The following is a 14,176-nucleotide window of genomic DNA, read 5'->3' on the forward strand; positions in this document are numbered from 1 at the left end:
GTCGACCGCGGTGACGATGATGGCGGGGTGCGCCACGTCATCGTGTCGATCCCCATGCGGACGAAGTTCCGCGGCATCACCGTGCGCGAGACGACCCTCATCCACGGCCACGTCGGCTGGGGCGAGTTCGGCCCGTTCGTCGAGTACGGCGCGGCCGAGTCACGCGGGTGGTGGCGCGCGGCGATGGAGGCCGCCACCGTCGGGTTCCCCGACCCGGTGCGCGACCGGGTCCCGGTGAACGTCACCGTGCCCGCCTGCGACGCCGAGACCGCCGCCGCGCGGGTCAGCGCCTCGGGGTGCACGACCGCCAAGGTCAAGGTCGCCGAGCGCGGCCAGGACGAGCGCGAGGACCTCGCCCGGCTCGAGGCGGTGCGCTCCGCGCTCGGCCCGGACGGCCGGGTGCGCATCGACGTCAACGCCGGCTGGGACGTCGACACCGCGCTGACCCGGTTGCCGCGGTACGCGCGGGCCGCGGGCGGCCTGGAGTACGTCGAACAACCCTGCGAGTCCATCGAGGACCTCGCGAAGGTGCGGCGCAAGCAGGACGTCCCGGTCGCGGCCGACGAGTCGATCCGTCGAGGCGAGGACCCGATGCTGGTGGTGCGCCGCGAGGCGGCCGACGTCGTCGTGCTCAAGGTGGCGCCGCTCGGCGGTGTGCGCCGGTGTCTGGAACTGGCGGAGGCGGTCGGGGTGCCGGTCGTGGTGTCCTCCGCGCTCGACACCTCCGTCGGCATCGCCGCGGGCGTCGCGCTCGCCGCCGCCCTGCCCGAACTGCCCTACGCGTGTGGGCTGGGCACGGTGTCGCTGCTGGCCGACGACGTCGCGGCCGACCCTTACCTGCCGGTCGACGGCCACCTGCCGGTGCGCACGGTCGCGCCGGCCGAGGACGCACTGACCCGGTTGGCCGCCGCGCCGGAGCGGCACGCCTGGTGGGAACGACGCCTGGTCGAGGTCACCGGCGACGCCAACTTCGAGAGCGACTTCAGCCGGGCGGCCGGCACCGCGACCGGCCGGCCCGAGGTGGTCCGGTGAGCTCGGCCGAACTGGCTGCCGCGGTCGTCGACGAGCTGGTCCGGCTCGGGGTGCGCGAAGCGGTGCTCTCACCGGGATCGCGCAACGCCCCGCTCTCGTACGCCCTGGTCGAGGCGGAGGCCGCGGGCGGGCTGCGGTTGCACGTGCGGATCGACGAGCGGGCGGCGGGCTTCCTCGCGCTCGGGCTCGCGACGGCCTCGGGGTTGCCGGTGCCGGTGGTGACGACGTCCGGTACCGCCGCCGCGAACCTGCACCCCGCCGTGCTCGAGGCCTCCCACCGGGGGGCACCGCTGCTGGCCCTGACGGCGGACCGGCCGCCGCACCTCGTCGGCACCGGAGCCAACCAGACCACCGACCAGGTGCGGCTGTACGGCGACGCCTGCCGCTGGTACGTCGGCCTGGACTCGCTCGATCCGTCGGCGGCGCGTCCGGCGGTCGACCGTGCGCTCGGGTGGGCCACGGGGGCGATGTCCCGTGACCCGGGGCCGGTGCAGATCGACCTGGCGTTCCGTGAACCGTTGGTGGCTGCAACGGTCGATCTCTCCGACGATCCGCGGATGCCCACCGCGGTCGGCACGATGGACGTGCTCGGCTCGGTCAACGGGCCGGAGCCGGTCCCGCGCACCCTCGTGGTGGCCGGTGGGGCGCCCGGGCCGTGGACGGCCTACGCCGCGCTCGCCGCCGAACGTCGCGGCTGGCCGGTCGTGGCGGAGGCGTCGGCCGGCTTCGGCGTGATCGCCGTGCCCCACGGCGGACTGTTGTTGGATGCAACGGAATGGCTGGACGCGCATGCGCCCGACCAGGTCGTGGTGGTCGGCAACCCGACGCTGCACCGCTCGGTGCAACGGTTGCTGGCCCGGCCCGACGTCGAGGTCATCGTGGTCTCGGCGACCCCGCGGTGGCCCGACGCCGCGCGCGCCGCCACCAAGGTCGTCGCGCCGGGGTGGCTGCGTGCCGTGGCCGATCTGCCCGGTCCGGTCGACGAGCACCTCAAGCAGGACTGGCTCGACGCCGGTGCGGCTGCGGCCGCCGCCGTCGCCTCGGTCACCGCTGCCGACGGTGCGCTGGGGTGGCCGGCCGGTGCCGCCGTCGCCCGGGCCGTCGTCGCCGCGCTGCCGGAACAGGCCGTGCTGCAGGTGGCGTCGTCGAACCCGGTGCGCGACGTCGACTTGGCCGCCGCACCGCGCGCCGACATCGCCGTGCTCACCAACCGCGGCCTCGCGGGCATCGACGGCACGCTGTCGACCGCCTCCGGTGCCGCCCTCGCGCTGGCCCCGCGACCGGCGTACGCCCTCATCGGCGACCTGGCGTTCCTGCACGACCTCAACGGTTTGCTGATCGGGCCGGACGAACCGACCGTCGACCTGACCGTTGTCGTGTGCAACGACGACGGCGGCGGGATCTTCGCCACGCTCGAGCAGGGCGGTCCGAACGCGCCGGCCGGGTTCGAGCGGGTGTTCGGCACGCCGACCCGCGCGTCCGTCGAGTCGTTGGCCGCCGGCGTCAACGCCGCTCACGAACGCATCGGGGACCCCACCGCCCTCGCGGCGGCCCTCGCGAAGCGGCCGTCGGGGGTCACGGTGCTGGAGGTGTCGACCTCCCGTGCCGAACGCGCCGCGCAGTCGAGGGCCCTGGTCGGGGCCGTCCGTGACGCGCTGGGACTGGCAGGCTCGACCCCGTGACCACCGCCCGCACCACCCCGACCCGATTGCGGGAGAAGGCCGTGGGTGACCGCGCCGCTCTCGACGCCCTGCTCGACGAGGCGCTGGTCGGGCACGTCGGCGTCGCCGACCACGCCGGCCGGCCGGTCGTGCTGCCGACCGCGATCGCCCGCGACGGCGACCGGGTCCTGGTCCACGGCTCGACCGGTTCGGGGTGGATGCGCCGGGTCGCGGACGGCGCGCCGGTGAGCCTCGCCGTCACCGTCCCCGACGCCCTCGTGGTCGCGCGCTCGGCCTTCGAGTCGTCGATGCGCTACCGCAGCGCGGTGCTGTTCGGCGTCTGCACCCCGGTCGCGGCGGACGGGCGACGGGCCGCGCTCGACCTCATCACCGAGCACCTGCTGCCCGGCCGCACCCGCGAGGTGCGCCCGGCCACCGACCGCGAACTGGCGGCGACCCTCGTGCTGGCGCTGCCGATAGAGGAGTGGTCGCTCAAGGTCTCCGACGGCTGGCCGGAGGACCCGCCGGAGGACGTTGCGGGTGATGCCTGGGCGGGCGTCGTGCCCCTGCTGTCGGGTCGCGGGCGTCCGCAACCCGCGCCGGACCTGCGACCGGGCATCCCGGTGGCCGCGTCGCTGGCGGCACGCGCGTGAGCGGGCTGGGCGCAGCCTTCACCGGGATCGCCGCGTACGCCGACCAGTGGCTGGCGTTCCGGCAGCGGTACCTGCGGATGCCGGGCGTGCAGGCCGCGGTGTGGGTCGACGGCGAGCTGGTGCTCTCGACCGCGCACGGTCACGCCGACGTCGCCGGTGACGTCGCGTTGACGCCGGCCCACCTGTTCAGGGTGGCCTCGCACTCCAAGACCTTCACCGCGACCGCAGTGGTGCAGCTCGCCGAGGCCGGCAAGCTCCGGCTCGACGACCGCGTCGACCTCCACCTGCCGTGGACCACCGAGGCCGGGGTCGGTGACCGCACGCTCGCGGACCTGCTCGGCCACGGTTCCGGCGTCATCCGCGACGGCCGCAACGCCGACCACTGGCAGCTCGCCCGCCCGTTCCCCGACGACGACGCCCTCCGCGCGCTCACCGCCGCCGGAGGGATCATCCCGGCCGACGAGCGGTTCAAGTACTCCAACATCGCCTTCGGTCTGCTGGGTGCGGTGGTGGCCGCGGTGTCGGGCCGGTCGTACCGCGAGTACGTCGCCGCCGAGGTGGTCGCGAGGGCGGGGCTCGCCGACACCGCGCCGGACCTGGTGACCGACCGGCTCGGCGACTACGCGCTGGGCTACAGCTCGCTCGCCTACGCCGACCACCGGGTGCCGATCGAGCACATCGACACCGGTGCCCTCGACGCCGCCACCGGCTTCACCTCGACCGCGGCGGACCTCGTGCGCTGGGGTGCCGCTCACCTGCCGGATGACGAGCGGTTGCTGGGTGCAACGTTCCAGCGCCGGATGCGACGGCCGTCGTTCGACGTCGACGTCCACGACGACGCCGCCGGCCGCTACGGTCTGGGCTTCGACCTCCGCGAGGTGCACGGCTACCAGACCTTCGGCCACGGCGGCGGCTACCCCGGCCACAGCACCCGGCTGACCGTCGTCCCTGAGGAGCGGGTGGCGGTCTCCGTGTGCACCAACGCCATCGACGGCGCGGCCGGTCCGCTCACCAACGGCCTGCTGGCGTTGGCACATCTCGCCGCGGGCGATCCCGACGGCGCACCGGTCGACGCCTCCGCGGACCGTGTCTGCGGCCGCTACGCCTCGCTGTGGTCCGTGGTCGACGTCGTCCGCCTGGGTCGTCGGTTGCTCATGGTCAACCCCGCCGCCGACGACCCCGCCGCCGCCGTGGTCGCCCTGGAACCCGACGGCGACGAGGCCTTCCGCGTCGTCCGCGCGCCCGGCTACGCCTCCTTCGGGGAGCGGCTCAGCGTCACCCTCGACGACGCCGGCGCGGTGCGGTCGGTGCAGGGCCCCGGCGGCATCACGATGTGGCCGGTGGATCAGATGGCGGCCTTCGTCGAGGATCGCGACCTCGTGCGGGTCGGCGACCTCGCCGACGGCCCCGCCTGAGCGGTCGTCAGCGGGCTCAGGACGGGTGCGGCAGCCGACCGAGGACGGCCGTCACGACGAGGATCCCGACGCCGAGCGCGGTGATCGTGACGCCGGCTCCGACGACGTCGGCGACGGCTCCGGCCAGCACGGGGCCGAGGCCCTGCACGCCCATGATCCCGGTGCTCACGAGCCCGAAGGCCAGCCCCTGGCGTTCGGCGGGGACGGCGGCGAGGAAGGCCTGCTGGCCGCCCAGCTGGTACGCGCTGCCGGCGCTGGCTGCGGCGAGACACGCGACGGCGACCGCGACCGGCGGGTGCCACGCGAGGGGCAGCAGCCCCACGCCGACCAGCGCGAGCAGCCACGGCACCGAACGCCGGCGCCACCGGGCCGGTAGCCACCGCCCGACGAGGAGGTCGCCCACCGCTGCACCGGCGGGGAACGCGGCGAGCAGCAGCCCGACGTCGGACGCCGGACGACCCTGCTCGCCCACGTAGGCGACGATGAGCGATTCCGCCGCCACGAGCAGCATCACCGGCAACCACCAGGACAACAGGATCCGGCGGATGCGGGAGTCGGCGAGGAGTCCGGCGTTGCCGCGCCAGGTGTCGCGCGGGTGCCACCGGGCCGTCGTGGGTGCCACGGCGCCGGTGGCCGGCAGCAGTGCCACGGCGACGAGTCCGAGGGCCTGGATGCCGGCGGAGACCCCGAACGCGGCCGGCACGCCGAGCGCCGCGACCACCGTGCCGCCGACCGCGAGCCCGGCGAGCTGCGCCGCGGAGCCGAGCACCGTGAACACGGACCGGCCGAGCACGTAGAGCTCGCCGGTGAGCAGGCGGGCCACGAGCGCGGACTGCGTCGCCGACGGGACCGGTTGCACCACCGCGGCCGCGGCGACGACGGTGATCGCGACGGCGGGTGGCAGGTCCGTGAGCGCCAAGGCCGCGACCACAGTGGTGCGGAGCACGGCGCCACCGACGAGCACCGGCCGCGCCGGCCACCGGTCGGCCAGGGACGTGAGCACCGCGCCGCCGAGTAGTTGTGGCAGGAACCCGGCGGCGAACGCGACGCTCGACCACAGCGCCGACCCGGTGCTGGCGTACACCGCCACCGACAGCGCGAGGATCTGCAACGAGGTTCCGAGGGTGTTGGCGAGCGTCGCCCCGTACAACTGCGGCACGCCTCGCGTCGTGAACAGCGCGCGATAGGTCGCCGGTGCCACCGCGGGGTGGTCGGTCGTCGTCACGTCGGGAACCCTGCCGCCCGGTCCGCGACGCCGGTACTGTTTCGCCGAGGGACGAAAGGTGGCGACGGGTGCTGCGCATCGAGGTGGGCCCGGACGACCTGGCCGCGAGTCGGTTCGCCCTCGCCCCGCTCATGGAACTCGAGCACCTGCTGCGCAAGCTCGACCGGGGCGGCTCGCAGGCCGGGGTCGCGGTCCGCCGTACGCGGTGGGGTCGGCGGGAGGCGGCTCTCCGGCCGGACTTCCGGGCCCGGGTGCTGCGCGCGCTGCGACCGACCGGCTGGGGTGTCGACTTCCTCGCGCCGCCGCCGACGGGGATGGCCCGCGACGTCGAGCAGGATCTCGCCGCCGTGCGGGCCACCCCGCTGCCGCTCGCCCGCGCCCAGATCCGCCGGGCGCTCACCTCCGACGTCGACCCCGAGATCCGTGCCTACCTCCGCGCGCCCGACGTGTCCGCTCGACTGGCCGACCTGCTGGCGTGGGCGTGGGAGGCACTCGTGGCTCCGGACTGGCCGCAGTTGCTGGCGATCGCCGAACGTGACGTCCTGCACCGCGCCGACCGGCTGGCCCGCGCCGGCTGGGCCGGGGTGCTGGAGGACATGCACCCGTCGTTGCGGTGGGCCGGGGGAGCGGTGACGGTGCGAGCCCGCGCCACGCAGCACACCGCCCTCGACGGGCGCGGGTTGTTGTTCGTGCCGTCGGTCTTCCTGCACCCGGGCCTCGCGACCTACCTCGAACCGCCGTGGCAGCCGACCATCGCCTACCCGGCCCGCGGCAGCGCGGCGTTGTGGGAGGGCAACACCGCCACCCCGGCGGCCCTGGCCCGACTGCTCGGACCCGCCCGTGCCGAACTGCTGCTGCGGTTGGACACCCCGGCGTCGACGACGCAGCTGGTCGGTCTCACCGGCTTCAGCCTGGGCGCTGTCGGAGATCACCTCAAGGTCCTGCGCGACGCCGGCTTCGTCGACCGTGGCCGCGCCGGCCGTTCGGTCGTCTACCACCGCACCGCCGTCGGTGACGCTGTGGTCGCCGGCGCCGCCGGAGACTGAGGGACCGGGTGATGCATCACCGTTTGCATCACTGTTGCAGCACGCAACGGTGCGCGTCAGAACGGCGGGTCGCCCAGAACGTCAGGAGTCGCCGGTGCTGCTGGCGGTTCGACCGGGCGGGGCGTGGGCAGGCGGGTCGCCGCTTTGACGTGCTCGGTCCCGCTCGGGTCGGTCCAGATGCTGTCGCCGGTGTCGGCCTCGCGCTGATGAGTCCAACCCGCCTCGTGTTTCAGGCGGTGGTGGTTGCGGCAGAGCGGGTCGAGGTTGGTGTCGCAGGTGCACCCACCGCGTTCCCAGTCGAGCCGGTGGTCCAGATCGCACATGACCGCGGGTTTGTCGCACGTCGGGAACCGGCACTGCTGGTCGCGGGCGATGCAGAAGTCCTGCAGGTGTTGCGGCGGCGCGTAGGTGCGACGGCCGTAGTCGAGCAACTGGCCGGATTCGGGGTCGACGAGGAGCCGTCGCCAGGTGCTGGTCGGGTCGAACGCGATCCGGCGGGCGGTGGCGGCGTCGATCGGGCCGTAGCCGGTGAGGTCGGCGGGGGCGTCGTCGGCGCCGATCAGCGTGGACCAGGCGACGGTCACGTGGATCTCGGCGCGGCGGCCGTGCGCGGTCGGTTCACTCGTGGCGTCGGTGGCCGCGGAGTCGTCGCCCGTCGACCCGCAGTCGCAGGCGTCCCCGTCAGACGTCGGAACACCGACGGCGGGCGCGCCGGGGCGGCGGGTGACGAGGTCCACCAGCGCATCGGTGCGGCGTTCGTCGAGCGTGCGGTCGTCACCGGGGACGTTGCGGGCCTTCGAGGAACGGGCGTACGCGTCGAGGGTCTTGTGCACGAGTTGGCCCTGCTCGGCGCTCAGCAGCGCCCAGAGGCAGCTCATGCCGTCGGGCTCGGCGCGGAGGGACACCCGCCGGCCTCGGCGGGCCCGCTCGTGGCGCCGCGCCGCTCTCTCGGGGTCGACCTCGTGCACGACCCGTGCGAACGCCCGCTCGAGCTGGCTCGGGGTACGCCAGGCGGGGTCGGACATGACGGCGGCCTCGACGGCGTGGGCCACCTCGTCGTCGAGGACCGCTGCGTCACGGGCGACGACCCGGGCGTGGTGCGACGTGATCGCGCCGACCCGCAGCGCCCCGGTGACGGTGGGCAACTTCTCGACGAGCGTGACGGCCGTGTGCATCCGGCGGTGCGCGGCCGACCCGGTGACGCCGAGCGCGAGTCCGACCTGTTCGGCGCGCCACCGCGCGGAGCTCTGCTGGTGCCAGCCGGGCCCGAGGAGCTCGTCGTCCTGCTCGATCGCGGCCAACAGGTCGTTCTGCTCCGCGGTGAGCCACGACAGCATCCGCTCGTACGCCGCGACCGCCGCCAGTTGCTCGTCGAACTGCAGGTCGCACGGCACGAGCGAGGTCAGCGTGCGCAGCAGGTCGAGCGACGGCACCATCTCGTCCAGCTCGACCATGCGTTCTAATCTATCACCAACAAGACGTCACGTCGAGAGAATCCCCAAATTTCGTCGAGTGATTCTTGCCGGCGAACCCGGCACTGGCCATCGCACGCGACCGCAAAGCGCACTCATCTGAACGCGCGACCGCCGGAGCGGGTCCTTGCTCAGCGGGACGGCCAGGCGCGCACTAGGCCCGCCGTGTACGACACCCGCGCGCCGTAGGAGCCGGCTGTTGCTGCGCGGGACCGTCACCCGCGGACCCGCTGCCTGGCCCCACACCCTTGCGCGGCAGAAGCAGGTTCTTGATCAGCGAAACGGCCAGGCGCGCACCGGGCCCGCCGTGTGCGACACCCGCGCGCCGCAGGAGCCGGCTCTTGCTCAGCGGGACGGCCAGGCGCGGACCGGGGCCGCCGTGTATGACACCCGCGCGCCGCAGGAGGCTGTTCTTGCTTAGCGGAACGGCCAGGCGCGGACCAGGGCCGCCGTGTACGACGCTCGCGCGCCGGAGGAGAAGGCCCTTGCTCAGCGGGACGGCCAGGCGCGGACCAGGGCCGCCGTGCACGACACCCGCGCGCCGCAGGAGGCTGTTCTTGCTCAGCGGAACGGCCAGGGCTGCCCGCTCGCTCGGCGGAGCGGGGTCCCACCGCGCGGCGCGCCCCGGGTTCACGCCGCCGCGCGGAGCTCGCCGACGTCGGTGGCCGAGCGGAGGAACAGCAGACCGGCGGAGGTGGTGAGCGCCGTGATGGCGAAGGCCAGCAGGAGAGTGAGGATGAGCGTCAACCACGAGAGGCCGACCGTCACCGTCGCGGTGGACGAGACGCGGCCTGCGGCATCGACGACCTCGTACCCGGCGACGGTCCGGCCGAAGAAGCCCACAGCAGCAGCGGTTCCGACGATCGTTGCCAGGAACAACGAAGGAATCAGGGGGAGCAGCATCTCGGCCAGGACGGCGCGGGCCACGACACGGCGCGGGGTGCCGGCGGCGACAACCGCGCTGTAGGTGCGGCGGCGGGCGACGATCCCCTCGGCCGTGGCGACCAGCAGTCCGAGCGCGGCGAGCACGGCGCCGATGACCAGCACGAGGTCGACGAGGTCGTAGGCGTTCGTGTAGAACACGTCGCCGCTGCCGTGCTGGTCGGCGACGGTCACGTTGCGCAGGTGCCGAGCCCCAGCTGCCATCAGCACGGTGACCGAGAGGACCGATGTGGCGCGCGCCGCGTTGAACGGGTCGGCGATCATCCGGCGGCCGGCCAACAACAACGCCGGCCGCGACGTCCTCCTGACCAGCAGCCGCCCGACGGCCTGGGTGATCGCGCCCTGACCGCCGAGCAGACCCACCGAGGCGACGAGGAATCCCCCGAGCAGCAGGGCGATGAGCACCGACGACGGCAGGCTAGCGACTGATTCGGCCAGCCCGGCCGCGAGGAAGAACATGCCGACGCCCACGACGATGAGCACCAGCGGAACCACCCGGGGCGGTTGGGTGCGGACCCGGCGGCTGACGCCGAACGGCGTGAACGCGACGCGTCGTAGTGCCAGGAGCGTTGCACCCGACACCAGTACCGGGACCAGCACGACGATGACCGCCATCGCCCACCACGGCGGCAAGACGTCAGTGGGCACCCGCAACGCGCTGGGGACGGGGACATCGGTCTGGTAGACGCCGTTGGCGTCGGAGACCAGTTCCGACCGCGAGAAGTTGCCGTGCACCGGTGTCGAGAACAGGGCGCGGAGCAGGAAGAACACACCGAGACCGAGCAGCGCGCCCAGACCGGAGCCCGCGGCCGCTTCCGCGGTGGTGACGCGGGCGACCTCGCCGGGGGTGGCGCCCCCGAGCCGCATCGCGGCCAGCCGTCGGTCGCGCGCCGGCGCACCGATCCGGCTGCACTGAGCGAGGAGGACGAGCACCGGCACGCACAACCCCAGCAGGGCGACCACCACCCCGGGGTGCAGACCGCTCTGGTTCAACAGCTCCGAGGTGTACGGGCCGTCGCCCGGGCCGACCGCGGCCACGGTGGCGGCCGAGAGCAGCGCCAGCGTCGCGAGCAGCGCACCGAACGCCGTCAACGTCATCCGGACCCGGTCGACCCGTGATCCGGCGATGGCCAGCCGCAGGACTGTTGCAGAACGCACCGGTCAGACCCCGACCGGGAGCTCGTACCCGGCCACGACACCGTCACGCACGACCACCTCGCGGTCACCGTGGGCTGCGACCCGCGCGTCGTGCGTCACGAGCACGACCGAGGTGCCCGCCTCGCGCACCACCCGGACCGACTGCCCCAGCACGCGATCTCCGGAAACGGTGTCGAGTGCACCGGTGGGCTCGTCGGCGAACAGCACCTCGGGCTCGGTGACCATGGCCCGGGCGACGGCGACCCGCTGGGCCTGCCCGCCCGACATCTCCGACGGCCGGGTTCCGGCCAGGTCGGCGACCTCGAACCGGTCGAGCCAGTCGGTGGCCACGGCCAGAGCCGGTCGGCGCTTCGAACCCTCCAGGAGCAGCGGCATCGCGACGTTCTCCGCGGCCGTCAGCTCCGGCACCAGTTGACCGAACTGGAACAGCACCCCGAAGCGGGTGCGCCGCAGGCGCGACCGGAGCGTCTCGGACTCCTCGCTCACCGTCCGCGACGCACCGTCGGCCCCTCGCAGCACCACCGATCCGGCGTCGGGGCGCAGCACGCCCGCGAGGCAGAGCAGCAGCGTCGACTTGCCCGAGCCGGACGGCCCGGTGACCGTGAGGATCTCGCCGCGCTCGACGTGCACCGACACCCCACGCACGGCCGGGGTCCCGCCGTAGGCCTTCACCACCGACCGGGCGACGAGCACCGGGTCGCGCATCTCGGTCGGGTCGGTCTCGGCGGCGTGCCTCATGGTGTCTCCTCCAGTTCGCGAGCAAGATCGCCCACGCGGGTCTCGGCGGCCTCGAGCCAGCGCAGGTCGGCCTCGAGGTGGGTCAGGGCGTAGTCGGCGGCGAGGACCTCGGCCAGGGGCGCGTCCGGGTCGGACGTCAACCGCACGAAGTGCCGCATGCGCGCGAGGTGCGCCGAACGTTGGGCGCGCAGGTAGCTCGCGGCCACCGCCTCGTCGGCGGCGAGCAGCGCGAGCGTGACCTTGAGCTGGAACGGGTTGCCCGCGTGCTGCGCCGGCGGCTCGACCTCGGCCAGCCAGCGGTCGAGCTCGGCCCGCCCGCCCGCGGTCATGCGGAACGACGTCCGCTCCGCGGCGCCGGCCTTCTCGACGACCGCGGCCTCGACCAGTCCGCGCCGGGCCAGGGCGTCGAGCGCCGCGTAGACTTGCCCGAACGCCAACGGTTTCGCGGCCGGGAAGCGGGAGTCGTACTGCCGCTTCAGCTCGTACCCGTGCCGCTCACCCCGGGCGAGCAGCCCGAGCAGCACGTGTCCGGTCGCCACGGGACGGGAGTATTCACACTGTGAACACTCCGCGTCAAGCGGTGAGGACCAGGGCGGTCAGGGTGCGAACGCCGTGGTGGCGTCGAACCAGGACATCCCGCTGTCGATCGAGGACGACAGCACGAGCGACCCGGCGATCGCCTCGAGGTCGGCCGACGTCACGGCCGGATAACCGGACTCCCCCGCGGCCAGCGAGTTCCCGATCCGGATCGAGCGGTCCGGCCCACGCCAGGTGAGTGTGCCGGCGGCGGTGTCCAGCAGCCAGGTCCGGCCGTCGATCTGGACCGGCGTCCCGCGGTACGTGAACCGGTTCGCCCACGCCGCGCCGACGCACTCGACGGCCGCGCCGGGCGTGCCACCCGAGCCCGCTGGGGTGTCGAAGGTGGCGGTCACGTCGATCTGGCCCTCGGTCATCGCAACGCAGCAGTACACCGACTCGGTCGTCACCCCGGCGAACGTCCACCCGCTCGGCAGGCTCGTGACCCGCATCGGCACGAAGCTGGGCGTGGCATCGGCGAGGTGGGTGGCCGCCGCGATCGCAAGCAGCAGCTTCACGTTCGGGTTGGTGGCTGCGACCGTGAAGACGAGGCCGGACGGATCCGTCCACTGCACCGCGTCGAGCGCTTCGGGTGGCGTGGTCGAGTGCGGCGTGTTCGACAGGTACCGGACCATCACCCACCGCGCCGGCGTGCCGCCGGTCAACGTCACCGGCGCACGACCGGCGATCAGCGGGTCGTGGCGCGTGCCGGGCGTCGACACGACGAGCCGTGCCACCGGGATGGGCACCGCTGAGTCCTTCGAGAACACCGCCAGTTCCTCCGCGGTCGTCGAGGAGTCCTCGCCGGAGAGCGAGTAGGGCGTCCCGGGATCGACGGCCGCGACGAACGCGCCGGCCGGTAGGGCGGCGGCCGTGGGCGTCGGGCTCGTGGTGGCCGACGAGGTGGGCGCCACCGGCGGCTGCGGTGCGGAACGCCCGCCCGGACGGTCGTTCACGACGGCCAGCACGACACCGACCACGAGCACCAGCGCGAGGGCGGCGACGGCCGCCACGACCAGGGGTCGACGACGACCCGCCGGGCGCCGATCGCCAGCGCCGGCCCGGTCCAGCACGCGGTCGACGACCGAAGGATCGACCGGTGCACGGAGCAACGTTCGCAGATCGTGCTCACTGCGTGTCATGGTGATTCCTCCGCGGAAGCTGCGAGTTCGGGACTGACCCGGAGCGCGGCCAGCGCGCGCGAGGCGTGCACGCGCACGGTGGCGGGCGCGCACCCGAGGTCGGCGGCGATCTGCTCGTCGGACAGGTCAGCGAAGTACCTCAAAGCGATCACGACCCGTTGCCGGGCGGGCAGCTTGCGGATCTCGGCGAGCAGCGCGTCGAGTTGCGCGTGACGATCGGTGGTGTCCGCGACGGCCGGCAGCACGGGATCGGCGTGCGGCACCGACCGCGCCCACTTGCGGCGCCACGAGACCACCTCGTTGACCACCATCCGGCGCACGTACGCGTCGGGGCGTCGAGCAGGGAGATGCGGTCCCAGCGGGCGTAGGCCTTGGCCAGGACGTCCTGGACCACGTCCTCGGCGGTGCCGAGGTCACCGCACATCGCGCGGGCGGCGCCGAGCAGGGCGGGGACGTGCCCCGCGGCCCAGCTCTCGAACGTCACACCCTCCACAACGCACCAGAACCGCGGTGTGTGTACCCGGACGTCAGCGCCGCAGCAGCGCGCTCACCCGTTGGCGCGACACCCCGAAGAGCCCGGCGATGGCCTCCATCGACAGGCCTTCGTCGTGCAGGGCCTGCGCCTCGCGGCGGCGCCACTCCCCGCCGGCCTGGTTGAGCCGGTCGTTCACGCGGGCGAGCAGCGACACGATCATCGGGGGCTCCTCGGCCGAGACCAGGGCGGTGTAGCCGACGCCCGCAGCGCGCTGCTGCTGGATGTGGGCGGCTCGCACCTTGATGGCGGTGAGGTCGCGTTCGGTCTCCTCGACCGCGACCAGCAGGTCGGCGAGGGCGTCCAGCGACGGGTCGGGGGCGGACATGCGCACATCATGCCGCAACCCCCCTTTCCGCAACAGCCATTGCCCCGCGAGGGGGTTGACCTGCAGGTGTGGCAACGGCGGTTGCTGCAACTGGGGTTGCAGCAACGGCAGTTGCCGCCTATGGTCTGTCTCGCGGTCGGTCTGACGCCCCTCGTCCAGCAACGTGCGCGGGATGGTGCCCTCGGGCTCCGACGTCACGCCGTCCGCGTGGACGACGGGTCTCGTACCCCCCGAACGGGACCCGTCGTCCGCTCAC

Annotated in this window: 13 protein-coding genes; 5 read left to right on the forward strand and 8 right to left on the reverse strand. The window is 73.9% G+C overall.

Annotation, left to right across the window (positions count from 1 at the left end):
* Positions 1 to 27 precede the first annotated feature (27 nt).
* The 4 genes from ACXR2U_RS05255 to ACXR2U_RS05270 are packed head-to-tail and all read left to right on the forward strand — an operon-like array spanning position 28 to position 4,761.
* Entirely contained in the window at positions 28 to 1,032 is a 1,005-nt protein-coding gene (locus ACXR2U_RS05255) for an o-succinylbenzoate synthase (protein ID WP_458823881.1), read from the forward strand.
* A complete protein-coding gene (gene menD, locus ACXR2U_RS05260) occupies positions 1,029 to 2,714 on the forward strand; it encodes a 2-succinyl-5-enolpyruvyl-6-hydroxy-3-cyclohexene-1-carboxylic-acid synthase (RefSeq protein ID WP_458823882.1) in 1,686 nt (561 codons plus the stop codon). Before ACXR2U_RS05255 ends, menD begins: the two co-directional genes overlap by 4 nt.
* Positions 2,711 to 3,346 (forward strand): pyridoxamine 5'-phosphate oxidase family protein, encoded by a 636-nt coding sequence (locus ACXR2U_RS05265; RefSeq protein ID WP_458823883.1) that lies wholly within the window; start codon positions 2,711 to 2,713, stop codon positions 3,344 to 3,346. Before menD ends, ACXR2U_RS05265 begins: the two co-directional genes overlap by 4 nt.
* Positions 3,343 to 4,761, forward strand: a complete 1,419-nt coding sequence (locus ACXR2U_RS05270; RefSeq protein ID WP_458823884.1) for a serine hydrolase domain-containing protein — start codon at positions 3,343 to 3,345, stop codon at positions 4,759 to 4,761. The genes ACXR2U_RS05265 and ACXR2U_RS05270 overlap by 4 nt, the downstream gene beginning before the upstream one ends.
* A 16-nt stretch (positions 4,762 to 4,777) precedes the next feature.
* Here ACXR2U_RS05270 and ACXR2U_RS05275 read toward each other — a convergent pair whose 3' ends face one another.
* Positions 4,778 to 5,986, reverse strand: a complete 1,209-nt coding sequence (locus tag ACXR2U_RS05275; RefSeq protein WP_458823885.1) for an MFS transporter — start codon at positions 5,984 to 5,986, stop codon at positions 4,778 to 4,780.
* A gap of 68 nt (positions 5,987 to 6,054) precedes the next feature.
* Between ACXR2U_RS05275 and ACXR2U_RS05280 the strand changes: the two genes are divergently transcribed.
* Complete coding sequence (locus ACXR2U_RS05280) at positions 6,055 to 7,032, forward strand: ArsR/SmtB family transcription factor (RefSeq protein WP_458823886.1); 978 nt, start codon at positions 6,055 to 6,057, stop codon at positions 7,030 to 7,032.
* Positions 7,033 to 7,088: 56 nt separating this feature from the next.
* Here ACXR2U_RS05280 and ACXR2U_RS05285 read toward each other — a convergent pair whose 3' ends face one another.
* The 7 genes from ACXR2U_RS05285 to ACXR2U_RS05315 form a co-directional block, all read right to left on the reverse strand.
* Positions 7,089 to 8,486, reverse strand: coding sequence for an HNH endonuclease signature motif containing protein (locus ACXR2U_RS05285; protein WP_458823887.1), 1,398 nt, complete (start codon positions 8,484 to 8,486; stop codon positions 7,089 to 7,091).
* 648 nt (positions 8,487 to 9,134) lie between these two features.
* A complete protein-coding gene (locus ACXR2U_RS05290) occupies positions 9,135 to 10,604 on the reverse strand; it encodes an FtsX-like permease family protein (protein ID WP_458823888.1) in 1,470 nt (489 codons plus the stop codon).
* Between the two features lie 3 nt (positions 10,605 to 10,607).
* Positions 10,608 to 11,342 carry an ABC transporter ATP-binding protein gene (locus tag ACXR2U_RS05295; protein WP_458823889.1) on the reverse strand — a complete coding sequence of 245 codons (735 nt, stop codon included), beginning with the start codon at positions 11,340 to 11,342 and terminating at the stop codon, positions 10,608 to 10,610.
* A complete protein-coding gene (locus tag ACXR2U_RS05300) occupies positions 11,339 to 11,881 on the reverse strand; it encodes a PadR family transcriptional regulator (protein WP_458823890.1) in 543 nt (180 codons plus the stop codon). The genes ACXR2U_RS05295 and ACXR2U_RS05300 overlap by 4 nt, the downstream gene beginning before the upstream one ends.
* Positions 11,882 to 11,938: 57 nt before the next feature.
* Entirely contained in the window at positions 11,939 to 13,060 is a 1,122-nt protein-coding gene (locus ACXR2U_RS05305) for a hypothetical protein (protein ID WP_458823891.1), read from the reverse strand.
* Entirely contained in the window at positions 13,057 to 13,371 is a 315-nt protein-coding gene (locus ACXR2U_RS05310) for a sigma-70 family RNA polymerase sigma factor (protein ID WP_458823892.1), read from the reverse strand. Before ACXR2U_RS05310 ends, ACXR2U_RS05305 begins: the two co-directional genes overlap by 4 nt.
* A gap of 216 nt (positions 13,372 to 13,587) precedes the next feature.
* On the reverse strand, positions 13,588 to 14,118 hold the full coding sequence (locus ACXR2U_RS05315) for a hypothetical protein (RefSeq protein WP_458823893.1): 531 nt from the start codon (positions 14,116 to 14,118) through the stop codon (positions 13,588 to 13,590).
* Positions 14,119 to 14,176: the final 58 nt, after the last annotated feature.

The sequence above is a fragment of the Jatrophihabitans sp. YIM 134969 genome, from assembly GCF_054456675.1.